The sequence below is a fragment of the Sorangium sp. So ce834 genome (assembly GCF_051521425.1).
Classification (GTDB): Bacteria; Myxococcota_A; Polyangia; order Polyangiales; family Polyangiaceae; genus Sorangium; species Sorangium cellulosum_D.
This window is the reverse complement of the sequence record NZ_CP150351.1, coordinates 11,026,418-11,044,374: the sequence shown is the minus strand read 5'-3', so window position 1 is coordinate 11,044,374 and position 17,957 is coordinate 11,026,418. Positions and strand designations below refer to the sequence as shown.

The 17,957-nt window shown below is 72.6% G+C and carries 12 protein-coding genes; 7 read left to right on the top strand and 5 right to left on the bottom strand.

What is annotated here, in order from left to right:
• Positions 1 to 11: 11 nt before the first annotated feature.
• Both WMF20_RS40555 and WMF20_RS40550 read right to left on the bottom strand, forming a co-directional pair.
• Positions 12 to 1,613 (bottom strand): serine/threonine-protein kinase, encoded by a 1,602-nt coding sequence (locus WMF20_RS40555; RefSeq protein ID WP_437607083.1) that lies wholly within the window; start codon positions 1,611 to 1,613, stop codon positions 12 to 14.
• 85 nt (positions 1,614 to 1,698) lie between these two features.
• The gene (locus WMF20_RS40550; RefSeq protein ID WP_437607082.1) at positions 1,699 to 2,733 is read right to left on the bottom strand and encodes a serine/threonine-protein kinase; all 1,035 of its coding nucleotides are present in this window, start codon (positions 2,731 to 2,733) and stop codon (positions 1,699 to 1,701) included.
• 353 nt (positions 2,734 to 3,086) lie between these two features.
• Between WMF20_RS40550 and WMF20_RS40545 the strand changes: the two genes are divergently transcribed.
• On the top strand, positions 3,087 to 3,797 hold the full coding sequence (locus tag WMF20_RS40545; RefSeq protein WP_129579292.1) for a helix-turn-helix domain-containing protein: 711 nt from the start codon (positions 3,087 to 3,089) through the stop codon (positions 3,795 to 3,797).
• A 94-nt stretch (positions 3,798 to 3,891) separates the two neighbouring features.
• Here the strand turns inward: WMF20_RS40545 and WMF20_RS40540 are convergent, their stop codons facing one another.
• The gene (locus tag WMF20_RS40540; RefSeq protein WP_437607081.1) at positions 3,892 to 4,392 is read right to left on the bottom strand and encodes a hypothetical protein; all 501 of its coding nucleotides are present in this window, start codon (positions 4,390 to 4,392) and stop codon (positions 3,892 to 3,894) included.
• Between the two features lie 478 nt (positions 4,393 to 4,870).
• Here WMF20_RS40540 and WMF20_RS40535 point away from each other — a divergent pair, with 478 nt between their 5' ends.
• A complete protein-coding gene (locus WMF20_RS40535; RefSeq protein WP_437607080.1) occupies positions 4,871 to 6,391 on the top strand; it encodes a hypothetical protein in 1,521 nt (506 codons plus the stop codon).
• Between the two features lie 23 nt (positions 6,392 to 6,414).
• On the opposite strand, the gene WMF20_RS40530 is transcribed toward WMF20_RS40535, so the two are convergent.
• Positions 6,415 to 8,172, bottom strand: a complete 1,758-nt coding sequence (locus WMF20_RS40530) for a PE-PGRS family protein (RefSeq protein ID WP_437607079.1) — start codon at positions 8,170 to 8,172, stop codon at positions 6,415 to 6,417.
• 286 nt (positions 8,173 to 8,458) lie between these two features.
• Between WMF20_RS40530 and WMF20_RS40525 the strand changes: the two genes are divergently transcribed.
• The 4 genes from WMF20_RS40525 to WMF20_RS40510 all read left to right on the top strand — a co-directional run bounded on the left by WMF20_RS40525 (position 8,459) and on the right by WMF20_RS40510 (position 17,314).
• Positions 8,459 to 9,586 (top strand): vWA domain-containing protein, encoded by a 1,128-nt coding sequence (locus WMF20_RS40525; RefSeq protein ID WP_437607078.1) that lies wholly within the window; start codon positions 8,459 to 8,461, stop codon positions 9,584 to 9,586.
• 447 nt (positions 9,587 to 10,033) lie between these two features.
• Positions 10,034 to 12,358 carry a hypothetical protein gene (locus WMF20_RS40520; protein WP_437607077.1) on the top strand — a complete coding sequence of 775 codons (2,325 nt, stop codon included), beginning with the start codon at positions 10,034 to 10,036 and terminating at the stop codon, positions 12,356 to 12,358.
• Positions 12,359 to 12,446: 88 nt separating this feature from the next.
• On the top strand, positions 12,447 to 16,481 hold the full coding sequence (locus WMF20_RS40515; RefSeq protein WP_437607076.1) for a hypothetical protein: 4,035 nt from the start codon (positions 12,447 to 12,449) through the stop codon (positions 16,479 to 16,481).
• Positions 16,482 to 16,573: 92 nt separating this feature from the next.
• Positions 16,574 to 17,314: a Crp/Fnr family transcriptional regulator gene (locus WMF20_RS40510; protein WP_129579285.1), complete on the top strand. Its 741-nt coding sequence runs from the start codon at positions 16,574 to 16,576 to the stop codon at positions 17,312 to 17,314.
• A 31-nt stretch (positions 17,315 to 17,345) separates the two neighbouring features.
• Here WMF20_RS40510 and WMF20_RS40505 read toward each other — a convergent pair whose 3' ends face one another.
• A complete protein-coding gene (locus tag WMF20_RS40505) occupies positions 17,346 to 17,522 on the bottom strand; it encodes a hypothetical protein (protein ID WP_437607075.1) in 177 nt (58 codons plus the stop codon).
• Here WMF20_RS40505 and WMF20_RS40500 point away from each other — a divergent pair.
• Positions 17,521 to 17,829: a hypothetical protein gene (locus WMF20_RS40500; RefSeq protein ID WP_129579284.1), complete on the top strand. Its 309-nt coding sequence runs from the start codon at positions 17,521 to 17,523 to the stop codon at positions 17,827 to 17,829. The genes WMF20_RS40505 and WMF20_RS40500 overlap by 2 nt on opposite strands.
• The last annotated feature ends 128 nt before the right edge of the window (positions 17,830 to 17,957 follow it).

Here is a 17,957-nt window from a genome sequence, read left to right as displayed (position 1 = left end):
CGCGGGGCCGCTCAGCCCTTCAGGAGCCACGCGAGGGCGTCGGCCTCCGCGGTGAAGAACGAGTACTCGGGCAGCCCCATGGCGGCCGACAGGCGGGAGATCTGCATCTTCGAGAGCGCGCTGTTCACGAGGTTCGCCGCCTTGCGCATGCCGTGCTCGACCGCGTACGCCATGGTCTGCTCGACATAGGGGCTCACGTCGGGCTTCTGCGGCGGGAAGTCCGCGATGTCGGCGAGCACGTACCAGGGCTTCCCGAGCTTGAGCAGCGTCGCGGCCTTCTGGCGGAAGTCGTCGAGGTACGCCTTGCCCTCCTCGACGTCCCAGAACCCCCACACCTTCACGTGGAGGACCCCCGTCGTCGTGTCGGCCCGGACGTGGAACCGCCGCTGCCCGGCGCGCTCGCGCCGCGACGTGGGATCGGACTTCCTCGACGGCTCGCCGGTGGAGGAGCTCGTCCGGCCCGGCGCCTCCGACGGCCGGGACCGGGGCTCCGGGGCCCTCGACGCGGGCGGCGGCGAGGGGGGCGAGAGCGGGGTGCGGCGCGACGGCGGCGTCTTGGACAGCTCGGGCACGGTGACGGTCGGCACGTCGGCGAAGCCCGCCGACTTGCCGGGCCGCGAGGGCTGCGTCGGGTCGGTGGGGCTCGGGTTCACGCTCGGGCTCGGGCGCGGCGACGGCGGATCGGGCAGGAGCACGACGCGCGACGCCCGCGGGAGCGGCACCTCGAGCGCGGCGGCGAGCGCGCCCACCGCGGTGGACGCGCGGTCGAAGCGGTCCTCGGGCTTGAGCGCCGTGGCCTTGAAGAACCAGCCGTCGAACGCGCTCGGCAGCGTGATGGAGCGCCGGCGCGCCGCGCGAACGCTGGGCGACTCCATCGCCCCGCGCAGCAGCTCGGCCGCGAGCAGGTACGGCGACGGGATCGCCTCGGCCTCCTGGGACCAGTACGACTCGCCGACGAGGAGCGCGTACGCGACGTGCCCGAGCGCGTACATGTCGGCGCGCGGGCCGACGTTGCGCTCGGCCCGGATCTGCTCGGGCGCCATGTACACGGGCGTGCCGAGCATCTGCCGGGTCAGCGTGGAGGCGTGGTGCTGCTCGATGACCTTGGCGATCCCGAAGTCGAGGATCTTCACGCACGGCGAGCCGTCGTCGCGGACCGTGACGAACAGGTTGTCCGGCTTGAGGTCGCGGTGGACGATGTTCGCCGCGTGCGTCTTGTCGAGCGCGAGCGCGGCCTGGAACAGGTAGATCGCGACGTCCTCGGGGGGGAGGGAGCCGCGCTTCTTGAGGAGGCTGCCGAGCTCCTCGCCGCGGAGCAGCTCCATGACGATGAACGGCGTGCCTGTCTCGTCGTCGACGCCGGCGTCCGAGGTCCGGACGATGTGGTCGCTCTCGATGATGCCGGTGATGCGGGCCTCGAGGGCGAAGCGGGCGCGCAGCTCCTCGCTGTCGAGGAGGCTGGGCAGCATCACCTTGAGCGCGCGGCGCGCCGCGGTGACGTCGTCCATCACCTCGTAGACGGCGCCCATGCCGCCCGCCTTGATGACGCGCAGCACCTGATAGCGATCGCGAAACCGCGTATTCGGCTGCAGCAGACCGGGCGAGGAGCTCATCCTGCGGCCCTCGATTGAGACATGGTCCGGAACACGCTACCAGCGCGGCTTCCTGCGTCGCAAGGCGCACGGGTAGGGAACGTGCTCACCGCGGGATCGCGCCGCCGTCCGTCTCGGCCTCGGCCCGAGCGGCGCGGTCGAGGAGCGGCTCCAGCGCGCTCCAGAGGGCGCGGACGTCCTGGAAGCGCTCCTCCGGGACGACGGCGAGCGCCCGGGCCACCCAGGCGTCCACCTCGGGCGGCAGATCCGGCCGGAAGGCGTGCAGGCTCGGGCGTGGGCCGCGCGCGGCCGCGAGCAGGATGTCGACCCGGCTCGCCCCGGCGAACGGGACGCGGCCCGCGAGCGCGCGGAAGAGCACCGCGCCGAGCGAGTAGATGTCGATCCGGTGGTCGATCTCCTGGGGCCGGCCCTTCCAGACCTCGGGCGCGATGTAGCTGGGCGAGCCCGGGATCGCCCCCTCGCGGGTGAGGGGGTCGGCCTGCATCACCTTGACAAGCCCGAAATCAAGCAAACGCACGCATCCCCGGGTCGCTGCCCCACGATCGGCCGGCGCGCCGTCGCCCGCAGCACGGGTCGGGTCGCCGGCCGGGGGGCTGTCGTGAATCGCGTGTCCTGGATTACTTTCATGGCGAGGCGAGGGTGAAGAGGGCGGGCCGCTTGCGTCGCTGTCGAGGACGAAGATGTTCGCGGGCTTCAGGTCGCGGTGGACGATGCCGCGGGCGTGCGCGGCGTCGAGCGTGTCGATGATCGGACGGAAGAGCTCGCGGAGCCGGGCGAGGGGGAGCCGCTGCTTCTGCGCCTCGAGCCGGCGCAGCGTCGTCTCGAGGTCGCTGCCCTTCAGGAACTCCATCACGATGTAGAGCGTGCCGTCGGGGGCCTCGCTGAAGGCGAAGACCTGCGTCGCGCTGGTGTCGGAGAGCGTGCCCATGGCGCTGGCCTCGCGCCGCATGCGGGCTTTCAGGGAGGGATCGCTGGAGAACTCGGGCTTCAGGTACTTGACCGCCACGTGCGTGCCGGTCTCTTGGTCCAGGGCGCGGTAGACGACGCCATGGCCTCCCTGGCCGACCACCTCGAGCAGCCTGTACCGGCCGTCGATCACGTCGTCGATGTCGTGGTCCATCGGCAAGTCCTCGCTGTTCCGAGCGCGCTGCGCCAGCATGCCCGCGGAACGAGCTCAGGTTGTAGCCGCTCCGGCGCCCTGGCGGTAGGGACGGTTGGACGGCGGCCCGGGCCGGCGGCCCGGGCCGGCGGCCGGGCGCGGGGCGGGAGGGCGCGCGGGGGAGGGAGGGCGAGCCAGCTGGGGAGGCGAGCGCACCCGAGAGGAAATGCGACAGGGACATTGCGTGCGGCCTCAGGCATCATCCTAGGAGTCACGGAAATCACCTGATGACGCTTACAGTCGTTGCGCCGAAGTGACGAACTTGGCTGTGTTGCTGGCTTTGTGTTTCCGTGTAGAGTGGCGCCCATATCGATATGAGATCCGTCCGACAGAACAGCGATCTTCCCCCGGTGAGCGGCGCGCTGCCGGTCGCGCTCGACGTGCAGCAGGCCAAGCCTGGCGCGCGCGATCCGGAGCTGGACGAGTCGTGGACGTATGAGGTCGCCCACCCCGACTCGCCGGCCGATCTCACGGCTGTGGTCGGGGAGAACCTCCGGCGGCTCCGCACGCGGCGCGGGCTCTCTCTGGAGCGGCTCTCCAGGGTCTCGGGCGTCAGCCGTGCCATGCTGGGACAGGTCGAGCTCGGCCGCAGCGCGCCCACGATCAACGTCGTGTGGAAGATCGCCCGTGCGCTCGGCGTGCCGTTCTCGGCGCTCGTCAGCAATCGCTCGTCCAGCGGGCCGATGCTGCTGCGCGGGGATCGCGCGAAGCGGCTGACGTCTCACGACGGAAAGTTCACGTCGCGCGCGCTCTTCCCATTCGATGCGCCGAGAACGGTCGAGTTCTACGAGCTGCACCTGGCCCCGCTGGGCATCGAGAACGCCGATCCCCACCCGCCCGGCACGATGGAAAACATCGTGGTGAGCCAGGGGACGGTCGAGATCAGCGTCGACGGACAGCGGTTCCTGCTCGCGACCGGCGATGCGCTCGTGTTCCAGGCGGACGTCCCGCACGTCTACCGCAACCCGGCGAACGTCGACTCGCTGATGTACCTGGTGATGACCTACTCGCTGTCGGCGCCCTGAGGGCGGGCCTCCCCGGGGGGATGGAGGGGAGAATAAAAACGCCGGCGGTCGCCGGCGTTCTTTTGATTCAAGAAAGAAAGGCCTGGTGGCGGTGCTACTTGGTCATGGCGGACATTCCCATCATCATGGGCATCCCGCCGCACATCATCATCATGGGCATCCCGGCCGACATCATCCTCGTCATGGCCTCGCAGCGCTCCTTGAGCATGTCCATGGACATGCCCTCGGCCGGCATCAACTTGCAGGTCATCCCGTCCTTCGTCATCTCACAGGACATCTTGCACATCATCGGCGTGCCCATGCCCATCATGTTGGGCATCATGCCCATTCCCATCATGCTGGGCATCATCGGCATGCCCATGCCCATCATGCTGGGCATCATGCCCATGCCCATCATGCTGGGCATCATGCCCATGCCCATCATGTTGGACATCATCGGCATGCCCATCATGGGCATCATCGGCATGCCCATCATGCTGGGCATCATGCCCATACCCATGCCGGGCATCATTGATGCGCCAGCGGTCATCTCCGGCGTCGACATCATCGGGGTCATCGTCTGCGGCATCATGGGCATCTGCATCGCGGTGGTCATGGGGGGGGCCTTCCTGTCTTCGGCGCTGGTCGCAGCCGGGGAGCCGTTCTAGCCGGCCTTCGTGCGCGAGCAACGCGTTCACATGGGCCGCCCGTCACTTTGCTCCAGTCTAGCGGAGGCGCCTCCACGGCCTTGGAGGCGCGGGCGTCCCGAACGGACGAGCGTCCGCTATGACGACGGGCTGCTCCTCCTGGGCTGCGCTCTCGAGGTGCGTCCTGGCAAGACAGGGATCGTACGGCGGACACGACGGCTCGACAGGGGTCGAGCGGGACCATGTGGGCGCGAGCTGGGCCGGGTCGGCCTGCTCCGGCGCCGGTGTCCCCCCACCTCCGCTTCGCCCGTCGCTGCGGCGGACACGGCGGCGACATGACGGCATCCACTGCGCGCACCGGGTGAGCGACGGCGCGAGTCAGCGGGGCTCGTGTGCGGCTTGCTTCACCCTTGACGGGCGTTGGAACTTGGGGCCTCATGCGTCATCATGCGCGACGCTTCGCCTCCCCTCGTCCGCGCCCTCGGCGTGCTCGGTCTGGGGGGCCTCCTAGGCACCGCTTCGTGTGCTCAGGTCCTGGGCCTCGACGAGTTCGAGGACTGCGACGAAGATTCCTGCTCAGGAGTGCTCTGGGCGAAGGGCTTCGGTAGCCATGAGTTCGTCGTTCCAGAGAGCGCTCGGCTCGACTCGAAGGGGAACATCCTCTTCTCAGGATTCTTTCGAGGTACCACGGATTTCGGCGGCCCGCCGCTGATGTCGTCTCATAACTCTTTCTTTCTCGCCAAGCTGAAGCCGGACGGTACCCATGCCTTCAGTCGAGGGCTGTCGGTGACTACCTCCGATGGCGCCATTATGTCGCGCATTTCGGTGCTGCCTGATGATAGCATCGTCTTGTCGGGCTCATATGAGGGGGGCATCGACTTCGGCTCCGGTGATACGCTTGCGGCGCCGACGCCGGATCAGGATGGTTGCTTCGTGGCCAGATTCTCGTCCGACAGCGAGCTGATCTGGCGGCACAACTTGTTCACGGGGCCGGGGGGCCTCTTCGCCGTGGATTCATCGGCTACGCCCGACGGTGACGTGATCTTGGTCGGCTATTTCGGACGAGAGGTGAGCCTCGGTTCGTCGACCCTGACGACCGCATCGACGGACGCCTTCATTGTGAAGCTGGACGGCGAGACGGGTAACGTGCGATGGAGCCTTCAGCTGGGAGATCCGAATGCCACGACGACGACCATCAAGGCAACCGCGGTGGCCGTGGATCCCGACGGGAATATCGTCGTGGGGGGCCGCTTCACGGGATTCACCGAGGTCAGCTTCGACGAGATCTCGGCCCTGAGCCCGTCGGGGATTGGCTCCTTCCTCCTCAAGCTCACGCCCACCGGGAAGAGGGATTGGTCCGTTGTCATCCAAGGAGAGGGCGATGCCTGGGTGTCTGACATCGATGTCGATCCGCGAGGGGATCTCGTTGCGGCTGCGGCGTTCACAGGAGCGATCGATGTAGCCACGCAAGGAGTTCGAGGCGCCCTGCAGACCAGCGGACTGGCAGATTCGGACCTCCTGCTCGTGAAGCTGTCTTCCGCGGGAACCCACCTATGGTCGTTGAAATTCGGAGATGCTTTGCCCCAGTTCGATGTCGATGCGACCTTCCCTTTCGTGTCACCTTTCGGGATTCACGTCGCCGCCGACACCGCCGGAGACATCGTGCTTGGCGCTGGGCTTGCAGGCGCTATCGACTTTGGGGGCGGGCTGCTCGGCGGGAGGCAGGATCGGGACTGGACGATCGCAAAGCTGAGCGCTGGCGGGGAGCACATCTGGAGTAGGCGTTTCGGCGATGCTGCGACAGGCCAAGGGATCGCCGGCATCGATACCCATCCGGCGACGAATGCGCTTGTAGCCGTTGGCATCAACGACGGGACGATGGACTTTGGGAACGGGATCAAGATCGCGGCTGCCGGCGGGCTCAGCTCCGTTGTGGCGAAGGTCGACCTTCGGCGAGTCGGGAGATAGGTCCCCGAAAGGCGCGGCACTGATCAGTTGATCTGCAGATTCGGCTCCGCCGTGCCGTTCTGGCCTGCGCCCGCGGCGCCGCCGCTCGGGTTTGTGCCGCCAGCGCCGCCGAACCCGGCGGTGCCGGTCGTGCAGCTGTTGTCGTCGAATGTGGCGATGACGCTCCCGGATCGCGCCAGGCAGGCGCTCGGACCGCCCCCGCCGCCCGCGCCCGGGCCGCCGTCGCCGCCGTTGCCCCCTCGGCCGCCGGTGCCGCCGTTGGCGGCGTCATCAGGACCGGCGCCGCCATTACCGCCGTTCCCCCCGAGCTGTCGCGCTCCGCCGTTGCCGCCGCGGCCCCCATTACCGCCCTTTCCGCTCGTGATCTTGTTGTCGGTGACGACCACCCGTCCGGCCGCCGCGAAGACGCCAAAGCTCCCGCCGCCACCTCGGCCGGCCTGGCCGGCGCGGCCGCCGAGCCCGCCGCATCCGCCGCTGCCGCCGCCACCACCGCGATCGTTATAGCCGATCAAGCACGTGCCGCCGCCGCCGCCGCCGGCGCCGCCGCCGCCGCCGCCGTTCGTTCCCGGTAACCCATTGGTGCCGCTCGCAGGCTGGTAGACGCCCGATGCGATGCTGCCGAGCGTCGCGCCCCCCGTCCCCGGCGTCCCCTGCGCCCCGGCCATGCCCGGCGCGCCATTCTGTCCTGAATATTTGGGATCCCCGCAGTCGTGCGAGGGGCCGCCCGCACCGCCGGCCGCGCCCTGGCTGCCCGGATGGCCCGCCGCTCCGGTCGCAGAGCCATGTCCGCCATACCCGCCTCTCCCGCCAGGCTCGTCGCACACGGGCGCTGGGCCGGCATTCCCAAGGCCGCTGCAGTCGTTGCAGCCCACCTCTCCCGCGTTTCCCCCCGGCGCCGTCCCCGCCGTGTGCGCCGCCCCGTTCGTTCCCGCGGCGCCGTCCTGCCCGTCCTGCACGCGGATGATGTTGTACCGCACGAAGAGCTGCGCGAGCCCGCCGCCCAGGCGCACTCCATAGGTGCTCGCGCCGGGCGACGTCGCCTTCAACGTCTCGATCGTGATGCCCTCGATGTGCGTCGGCTGCGCGATCGACGGCGCGTGGAACACCGTGCCTGGCGCGCGCACCGTCGTCGTCACCGCGGAGGTCCTGCGGAACTTGAAGTCAGGGTCGTTGTGGTCGAACCCGCCATAGATGCTGATGCCGGACACGACCGTGACGGCCTCCTCGTACAGCTCGCCGGAGAGACAGACCGCCGGCACCGCGCTCTCCCGCGCCACCTGGATCGCCGTGGCGATCGTCTGCACCGGGGCCGTGCGCGTCCCGCTGTTGGCGTCGTCCCCGATGCTGGCCGAGACGTAGACGCACCGCTCCACCAGCCCGTCGCCGCCATCGCAGTTGGCGTCCACGAAATCACCGTCGATCGGATCCTCGGTCGTCGAGGTCGGCGTACACGCGTATTCACAGCCGCACTCGCCGGTGAGCGGGTTGCCGTCGATATCGTGCGTGCCCGGGAGGCACCCCATCGCGCAAGGGTCGGTGACCTCGCCCCCGCCGCCCCCGTCTCCGCTGCCCGCCTCCCCGCCCGCGCCACCTTCGCCCCCGCCCGCGCCGCCGTCACCGCCCGAGCCGCTCGTGACAGCCGCGCTGCTGCTCGATGACGTCGTCGTTGCGCTGCTCGCGGTCGGCGCTCCGCCCGATCCGGAACCGCCGCCGGTGCCCGAGACCGGCCCGATGGGACCGTCGATCGAGCTGCTCTCGGCGCAGCCGAGCGCGGAGAGCATCGCAAGCACAGAAGCCGTTCCGAGGAGGGAGCGCACGCGCATGCTTAATTCTGCACCTTCGCGCGCTTTTCGGAAAGACTTTGTCACGCTGGCGGTAATCACCCCACGCGCCCCATGACCCCATCGCGCCGTGCCGCACGCACCGACACCGCCGTGCCGCGCTGCGCCGCCGCGAGCCAGCTCACGATCCCGCGATTCGCCCCTCGCGCCCGCCACCGACTCCGGTAGTCTGGGTCTGCGCTCCTGCGCCGCCTCCGCGCCGTCCCTGCCGTACGCCAGCACGCCCATGCGCCTCGAACCGCTCCACCGACTCTCGCTCGCCTCCCTGCTCGGGCTCGCTGCAGCCGCCGGGCTCCACGGCGCCTGCGCCCCGGATTCGGGGATCGGCGCGGCGTCGTCCTCGTCGGAAGGGGCCGGCTCGGGCGGAGACCTCGATCCGGATGGAGGGCTGTTGAGCGACGCGCCCATCGATACCCGCCCCGACCCGGACGCCGCCTGCGGGCTCGTCACCGAGGAGGCGATCGCCGTCCCCCTCAATCTCTACATCATGATGGACAAATCCTCCTCCATGGAGGGAGGCAAGTGGGATAGCGCGAAGGTCGGCCTGACCGCGTTCGTCAACAACGCGCGGTTCGCCGGCGTGCGCGTGGCGCTGCGCTTCTTCCCGCGCGCCGCGGACGCCGTGCCGGCGTGTGACCAAAACGCCTACAAAACGCCGCTCGTCCCGTTCGGTCCGCTCCCGGACAATGCGGGCGCGATCGTGGACGCCATCGAGGACGAGTCGCCGGACGGACTGAGCACGCCCATCTACCCGGCGCTGGGCGGCGCGCTGCTCCAGGGCATCGAGATGGCGCAGAACCACCCCGGAGAGGCCTCCGCGGTGCTGCTCGTCACCGACGGGAAGCCGCAGGGGCCCGCGGCCCAGTGCGGCGGCGCGAACCCGGAGGACCCGGCCGCCATCGCGGCCCTCGCGGCGGCGGGCGCGCGCTATCGACCGCCGGTGCGCACCTTCGTGATCGGGCTGCCGGGCGTCGACCAGAGCATCGCCAACCAGATCGCGGCTGCAGGCGGCACCGACGCCGCGGTCCTCGTCGGGTCGACGAACATCGCCGTCGAGTTCCAGAGCGCGCTCGCGAAGGTGACGGGGCAGGCGCTCCCGTGCGAGTACGAGGTCCCGTCCGAGGTGGCTGGCGGGCAGATCGCATTCAACGACGTCAACGTCCTGTTCGGGCTCGACGGCGCGCCGCAGGAGATCCTGCCGCAGAGCCCCGGCTGCGACGGTCCAGGCTGGCGCTACGACAACCCGAGCTCGCCCACGGCGCTCGTGCTGTGCCCCGATACCTGCGGCGCCGCGAGGAACGCGTCCGTCGCGAAGATCCAGATCCTCCTCGGCTGCGAGACCGTGCTCCGCTGATCGCCTGGCCGCCTGACCGCCATCGGTCGAGCCCGCTCGGCGTCGGAGCGATGCTGGTCACGAGATGCTCGTGATGCTGGTCACCAGATGCTCGTCACGTGATCGAGATGAGGAACGTTGAGCCGCCGAGGCGACGAGGCGCCAAGAAGTCGACTTCCCGGGTCCTTTCGGTGCATGGGCAATGTCGAGCCCGGTCGTTTGCAAGCGGACATCGCAGCGCCGCCCACGACGCGCGCGTGTCATGACGCGCGCGTGTCATGGAGATTACAACGGGAGCGACGAACGAGGTTGGGGAACACGGGGTCGGGGAAGACGCAGAGCGTCATGGGCGACGGCCGCCGAGCTTCGAGGCGGGGGGGGCGCGGGGCCGGGCGCCAGGCGCCTCCTTGCAACTCTGCACGGCGCTTTGTGGACTCCCGGCCCCCAGCGCCGTAAGAGGACGGGACCATGACGACGGAGTCCCCCCTCGCCGCCGCCGGCTCGCCGCGGCACGCCGCCCCCGCTGCGCTCCACCCCGCGCTGGTGCTGAGCGCATACCTCGAGCCGCTCGTGCGCGGCCGGCGGGTCGCGGTCCTGGGTGACGCCACCATCGGCCTCGCCGACCGGCTGCTCCAGCGCGGCGCGCGCCTCGTCCACGCCTACGATCCGGACGCCGCGCGCGTCGCGGAGAAGCTCGCGCGATCGGCGCCCGGCCGGCAGCCGCACCCGAGCTTCGCCGTATTCGACGGCGATCTCGGCGTGCGCGACGGCGCCTTCGACACCCTCGTCATCCCCGACCTCTCGATCTTCGCCGACCCGGCCGAGACCCTCCGGCGCGCCCGCCGCCTCACCGCCGCGAGCGGTACCGCCGTGATCGCGTCGCCGAACCCGGACGTCGCCCGCGGCCTGCTCCCCGCGGGCGCGCGGCGCGGCGCGGCGCCCGGCTACTACGCGCTCTACGACCTCGTGGCGCTCCAGTTCAAGCAGGTGCGGATGGTCGGCCAGGCGCCGTTCGTCGGCTACACGGTCGCGGAGTTCGCGCCGAAGGGCGAGCCCGAGGTGAGCGTGGACACGTCGATCCTCGACGGCTCGGAGGAGCCGGAGTGGTTCATCGCCGTGGCCGGCGAGCGCCTGCCGCGGCTCGACGCGTTCGCCGTCATCGAGCTGCCGTTCGCCGACTTCCCGGTCGCGGCCGCGGGCCCCTCGGCCGAGGCGCTCACCGAGGCCGAGGGCCGCGCGGAGCGGCTCGGGGGCGAGCTCGCCGCGCTGCGCACCCGGCACCAGCGCGACCGCGAGGACGCGGGGGCCCGCGCCGAGAGCGCGATCGCCACGGCCGCGCGCCTCGCCGAGGCGGAGGCCGAGATCGAGGCGCGGGGGGCGCGCCTTCGGGACGTCGAGGCGAGGGCGGGCGACGCCCACGTCCGGGCCGAGCGCCTGGCGCACCAGATCCGCGACATGGAGGAGGAGCTCCGCAGCCAGCGCGACCGCGCGACCCGGCTCGCCAAGCAGCTCGACGACGAGAAGCGGGTGCGGACCAAGGTCGAGCTGGAGCTCGGCATGATCCGCAACAAGCCGGAGATCGCCGGCGCCCGCGACCGCCTCGACGCCGCGACGGCCGAGCTCGAGGGCGCGCGCGCCAGGATCGCCGAGCTCGAGGCGAGGCCCGCCGTCGCGGCGCCGGACCCGGCGCTCGCGGCGCGCGTGGAGGAGCTCGAGGCGGCCGCGGCGGGGGCGCGGCGGGAGCTCTCGAAGATCACGGCGGACCGGGACGCCGCGCGCAGGCGCGCGCAGGAGAGCGAGCGCGCGCTGGAGGAGGCGCGGCGCGCGGCGGCGAAGCACGAGGAGCTCGAGGCCGCCCGGGCCGAGCTCGCGCGCGAGCGCGACCGGCTCAAGGAGCGCGTGGATCGGCTCGAGCGGGAGAACCGCGCGCTGGAGGAGCAGCGGAGCGCCCTCGACGCCCGCCGGCAGCTGCTGGAGGCGCGGATCGTCGAGCTCGAGCAGCGCGTCGTCACCCTGGAGCAGCGGGCCGCGGAGCTGGAGAAGCGCGACGCCGGCGAGGCGGCCGCCGCCGAGATCGCGAGCCTCGAGGCGGCGCTCCGCGACCGGGGCCACGTCATCGCGTCGCTCAAGGCGCAGCTGCTCGAGAGCGAGCGCGTGGGTAAGGAGCTCGTCGACGAGCTCGGGACGGTCTTCACGTCGGGCACGGCCGAGCCCGGCGGGCCGGGCCAGACCACGGGCGGCGGGCCGGGCGGGGCGCCCCCGGGGAACGGCGGGCAGGGCGACGCCGTGGAGGCGCTGCGGCAGCAGCTCGACGCGCTGGCGCGGAGCGCCGCCGCGAGCGAGGCCGACCTGCGCGCCGCGAGCTGGAAGATCGCGCAGCTCGAGCGCGAGCTGTCCGAGTCGCGCGATACGGCCGGCGCGCCCCAGGCGCTCCACGAGGAGCTCGAGCAGGCGCTCGTCGCCGCGCAGGCGGAGATCGCGTCGCTGCGCCGGGCGGCGGAGCGCGAGGAGGCCGCCGCGGCGCGCCAGGATGTGGGTGTGGGCGCGGCGGGCGAGGCGCGCCAGGATGCGAGCGCGGCGCCCGAGGACGCCGGCGAGGCGCGCCACGATGGGAGCGCGGCGCGCGAAGAGGCGGGCGCGGCGCACGACGACGTGGCCGGGGCGCGCCAGGATGCGAGCGCGGCGCGCGACGACGTGGCCGGGGCGCGCGAGGAGCTGGGCGTGCCGCCCGAGGTGATCGAGCAGGCGGTGCTCCTTCAGCAAGTTGCCAGCGCTGTCGAAGCGGGGGTGTGAGCGCGGACGCAGCGGGCCGCGGCCCGCCCGACCCGCGTGACGCGGGGCACCTGTGCGCACGCAGTCGGTCGCGCTAAGGACCGAGCTGATGCGCGCACCTCGCCCCCTCTCCTCGCTCCTCCGGCTCGCCGGCGCCGCCACCCTGGCCCTCGCGCTCGGCGCCTGCAGCGCGGCCACCGCGCCCCGCGCGCCGGACCCCATCGCCTCGCTCCGCGACGCGGGCGCGCGCTCGACCGACGGCGAGGTCGTCGGCCGCTGGCTGCTCGGGGAGCTCCTCGTCCCGGGCGGCACGCCCGCGGGCGTCGCGGCGGCGCGCAAGCGCCTCGACGGGATCGGGGCGAAGTCCATGCTCGCGTCGCTCGGGCGCGCGATCGACGACGAGGCGCACGGCCGCAACGCGCGCGCAGCGGCGGCCTACCTCGAGGCGCTCGACGCGGCGAGGGTGAGCGCGCACCCCGACGCCCCCCTCGTGGGCTGGTTCGCCGCCAACCACCTCCTCGGGCTGCGCTCCAGCGTCGTCGGCCTCTGGAAGAAGTCGCGCGAGGTCGTCCTGCGCGCGATCGACCGCCCCGGCAACCTCGGCTGGCGCGCGCGGGGCGAGCTCGTCGAGTGGTGGAGCATCGAGGGGCTGCCCGAGGAGGCGGCCGCCGCGGCGCGCTCGGACGGCGCCGGCGGCCCCGGGGCCGCGCCCGCCGCGCCGCTCATCGATGTCGCCGCGCGCCGCTACGGGTGCATCGAGAGCGCCCGCTTCGCCGGCCCGTTCGGCCACCTCGCCGAGAGCGACCACCGCGTGCGCTACGAGGCGGAGCGCGCCGGCCCCTGGCCGCCCGTGTTCCCGCGCGATCCCCGCCGCGCCGACCCGCCGCGCGTGCTCGGCGCCGAGCGCCGCGGCTGCCAGCTCTCCGCGGTCGCGCCCGACGCGCGCGGCCAGGGCAGGGCCAGGGGCATCTTCTACGTCGAGACCTTCGTCGACCTGCCCGCCGAGCGCGAGATGATCATCGCGGTCCAGGGCGCCTTCGCCATCCTCGTGGACGACGTCGAGGTGCTGACGCGCGACATGAAGCAGTGGGGGATCTGGCCCAGGTTCGGCGCGCGCCTGCGCCTCGGCCCGGGCCGCCACCGCATCCTCGCCCGCGTCGGGAGCGGCGAGACCTCCATCCGGCTGCTCGCGCCGGACGGCACGCCCCTCGGCGTGGCCACGTCCGCCGATCCGACGCCCCCGTACTCGCTCTTCCCGCCCGAGGTCCTCCCGGATCCCAACCCCATCGAGCCGTTCCTCGACGCGCTCGGGGTGCCGCCGCAGCCCGCGCCGAAGGTGGCGCGCGCGCTCGGGCTCCGCGGCGCGCCGCGCCCCGAGCGCGACGTGAACGACCCGATCTCCCGCTACCTCGCCGCGACGATCGCGCACCTCGAGGGCCAGGACGACGTGAGCGCGGTGCTGATCGAGCCGCTCGTGGCCGATCCGGCGCGCGCCACCGGCCCCGCGCTCGCGGCGCAGGCCGTCTTCCTCGAGAAGGACCCGATCTTCCCGCCGTCCGACGGGCGCGACCTCGTGAAGGACGTACGCGCCCGCGCCGCGGCGAAGGACCCGGAGCTCTGGTACCCCCGCTTCTGGCTCGCGCTCGAGGAGGCCGACAAGGTGGGCCTGTCCGAGGTGACCCGCACGGTCGAGGCGCTGGCCGACCGGTTCCGCGAGGTGCCCGACCTCCTGAAGACGCTCGCCGCGATGTACTCGCGGCTCGGCTGGCGCGTCGAGCAGGTCCGCACCGTGAAGGAGGCCGCCGCGCGCTTCCCGGACGACGTCGAGGTGCTGGGCGCGCTCCTCCGCATCCACGACGCCGACGGGCACGTCGCGCAGGCGGACGAGCTCGCCGCCCGCATCCGGGGGCTCGACCCCGACGCGGAGATCGAGCTGGAGCGGGCGATCGATCGGCGCGACTACGCGGCGGCCATCCAGGAGCTCCAGCGCCTCGGCGCCGTCCGCCGGGACCGCAAGGACATCGCGCTGCGCATCGCCGACCTCCTGACCCGCGCCGGCAAGCGCGCCGAGTCGTTCGAGCAGCTCGAGCGCGCGCTCGCGAGGTCGCCGGACGACGCGGACGCGCGCCTCGCGCTCGCCGACGCGCGCTTCGCCCGGGGGGAGCGCGACGCGCTCCAGAAGGCGCTCATCGAGGCGATCCGGACGGGCTCCGACACCTCGAGCCTGCGCGACGCGATCGAGCTGCTCGACGGCACGACGGAGCTCAGCCCCTACCGGCTCGACGGGAGGCGGGTGATCGCCGAGCACGAGGCCTCGGGCGAGGTCATGCCGGGCACGGCGGCGCGCGTGCTCGACTACGCGGCCCTGTGGATCCACGAGGACGGCTCGGCGCGGATGCTCCAGCACGAGATCATCCGGATCCAGTCGCGCGAGGCGATCCAGGAGCACGCCGAGCAGCGCGTGCCCGACGGGCTCGTGCTCAAGCTGCGCACGGTCAAGCGCGACGGGTCGATCCACGAGCCGGAGTTCATCCAGGACAAGCCGACCGTGACGATGCCGCACCTCGAGGTCGGTGATTACATCGAGGTGGAGAACCTGTTCGTCCTGCGCGGCGACGGCCAGGGCGGCCTCACGTTCCAGGGCCCGCGCTGGTTCTTCCGCGAGGAGAAGGTCCCCTACTGGCGGAGCGAGTTCATCATCGTGTCGCCGAAGAGCCGGCCCCTCGACGTGGAGGTCTCCGGCCCGGTGCCCGCCCCGGAGATCGTCGAGTCCGGCGCGCTCGTCACCCGCCGCTACCGCGTCGACAAGAGCCCCGCGCTCCCCGAGGAGCCGGCGAGCGCGCCGATGGCGGAGTTCCTGCCGAACGTCCGCGTCGGCTGGGGCATCACCGTGGCGGACACGATCGCGCGCATGGTCGACGCGGCCGCCGACGAGACGCCGCGCGACCCGCGGCTCGTGCGCATCGCGCGGTCGATCGCGCGGACGCCGATCGCGCCGGGCGCCTCGGGCGCGGCCGCCGGCGGCGGCGCGGCGGGGAAGGCCGCCGCCCGCGGCGGCGCGGCGGGCGGCGAGGCCGGCGCGGCGGCGCCGTCGAAGGACGAGCAGGCGCGCCGGATCTACCGGTGGGTGCTCGCCAACGTGGAGGCGGGGCGCGAGAACGACGGCCGCCGCGTGGTCATCGGCAAGAGCGGCAACCGGACCGAGGCGTTCCTCTACCTGTGCCGCCTGGTCGGGATCGACGCCGGCTACGGCGTCGTGAGCGACCGGCTCGCGCCGCCGCCGCGCGGCCCCATGAGCGAGGCCGAGACGTGGAGCGCGCTCGCGGTGCGCGTCGACACCGGCGAGAAGCCCGGCGCGAGCGCGGCCCGCTGGATGTTCGTGCGCGACAAGTTCGCGCCGTACGGCTACCTGCCGAGCTCCCTCCGCGGGCAGCCGGCGATCGTGCTGCGGCCCGGGGCGCCGCGCGAGGTGACGCCCTCGTCCGGCGCGCACGACGGCGTGGTCACCGAGGGCGTCGCCGAGGTGGCCCGGGACGGCTCGGCGTCGCTGTCGATCGAGCAGCGCTACGAGGGCAAACTCGCGATCGCGCTGCGCTCGGCGCTGGAGTCGCTCCCCGACGCGCAGCTCAGGGACGCGGTCGAGTCGCGGCTCCTGCCGCAGATGGTGCCGGGGGCGCGGCTCCAGGAGATCCAGGTGAAGGAGCTGACCGAGATCGACCGGCCGCTCACCTTGAAGATGAAGATCTCGGCCGCGAGCTTCGCGCGCGCGCAGGGCCCGGAGCTCGTGCTCTCGCCGCCCTTCGGCGTGCGCGTGGCCAGCCTCGCCAGCCTGCCGGTCCGGGAGACGCCGCTCTACCTGTCCGAGCAGATCGCGACCCGATCGGAGGTGCGGCTCCGCGTCAAGCTGCCCCAGGGCGCGCGCGTGGCCACGCGGCTCGCTCCGTTTGCGGCGGACGACGACGGGCGCACCGTGCGGGTGAACGATCGCCTCGACGGCGGCGCGCTGCTCCTCGATCGCTTCCTGGAGCTGCCCGCGGGCCGCGTGCAACCGGACGCCTACCCGCGCTTTCAGCAGTTCGCCCGCGCGGCGGACGGCGCGCTCGACCGGGACATCGTCGTGCTGCTCGACCGCGACGGACGCTGATCCCGGCGCCCGCGCGCCCACCTCGATCGCCCCGGTCCCGGGGATTCCTGTGTGCCAACGTACGCAGTATGGATTACGCTTTTGCTCTACCCGTGAGCGATCTGGATTCCCAGTACGCGCCGGATACCGGGCGCCAGCCGACCGATCCCGTGAAGGCGCGGGTGGCGCGCGCCTTCCGGCTCTCCTCGCTCTTCGCGCACGTCGACCGCGCGGTGCGCGACGCGGTCACCGACGCCGCCGTGCTCGAGGTGGTGGCGTCCGACGCGGCGATCTTCGAGCAGGGCGCCCCTGCGGACACGCTCGTGGTGCTCGGCCGGGGCCGGGCGCGCGTCGAGCGCATCAACGAGGCGGGCGCCGCGTTCCCGCTCAGCTACCGCGGCACGGGCGACGTGCTCGGCGAGTCGTGCCTCGGCGGGCTGGAGACGCGGACGGAGCGCGCCGTCGCGATGGACGAGGCCGAGGTGGTCCGCGTGCCGCTCGCGCTCATCCGCGAGCTCTGCGCCCAGCACCCGGGGTTCGGGGGGGCGGTGTTCGCGCTCCTTGTCGCGCGGCAGCGCGAGACCGAGGACCGGATCGAGTCGATGCTGTTCAAGAACGTGGGCGGGAGGCTGGCCGAGTTCCTCCTGCACGCGGCGGAGCGCTGGGGCGTGCCGACGCCGCGGGGGATGCTGATCTCGGCGCCGATCACGCACGCGGAGATCGCGCAGGTGATCGGCTCGACGCGGGAGACGGTGACGCTGACGCTGGGCGCGCTGCGGAAGGAGGGGGTGCTCGACGTGGCCGGGCGGCGGCTCATCGTGAAGGATCGCGAGGCGCTCGCCCGGAAGCGGTAGGGGACGCGGCTCGCGCCGGCGCGCGGCGCCGCTATGCGCGGATGGCGTCGGAGGTGGCGCGAGCGGCGAGATGTTCGGCCATGTCGCGCTGGACATGCGCGCTGGCGCGCGGCTGCTCGCGCCCTCGCGCGCGCCGTTCCCTGTTGACGTGGCGCACGAAGCGCCGATACGCCTTCGCGAGTCGACCTCGCAGGAAAGGATTGCTCATGCCGAAGCTCAGCTCCGGAACAGCCATCGCCGTCGCGTTTCTCTTCGGTTGCTCCGCGTCGTACGTGGCGCCGCGCTTCCTGGTGCCGCCGGTGCACGCGGGGAGCGATCCGCCCCGGTGGGAGGTGCGGTGCGTGGACGCCGAGACGGCGCAGGTCAGCGACGCCCAGGTCCTCGAGGTGACGAGCGCGTCCGGGTGGAACCCGGTCCTCAAGCGGTTCGGGCAGGAGGGCTGGGAGCCGGTGCAGTTCCTGCGCAGCGAGCTCGCCGCGAAGATCGACGCCGTGTGCTTCAAGCGGCCTCTCTGACCGGGCCCGGGGCGCGCGCGCGGCCGCCGCGCGCGCCTACGTCGAGCGGCGCGCCGGGAGGGCCGCCGCGAGCGGGCGAGCCCGCGGCCGCGCAACCTTCGGCGGAAGCCGGCCGGAAGGCGTGCTAG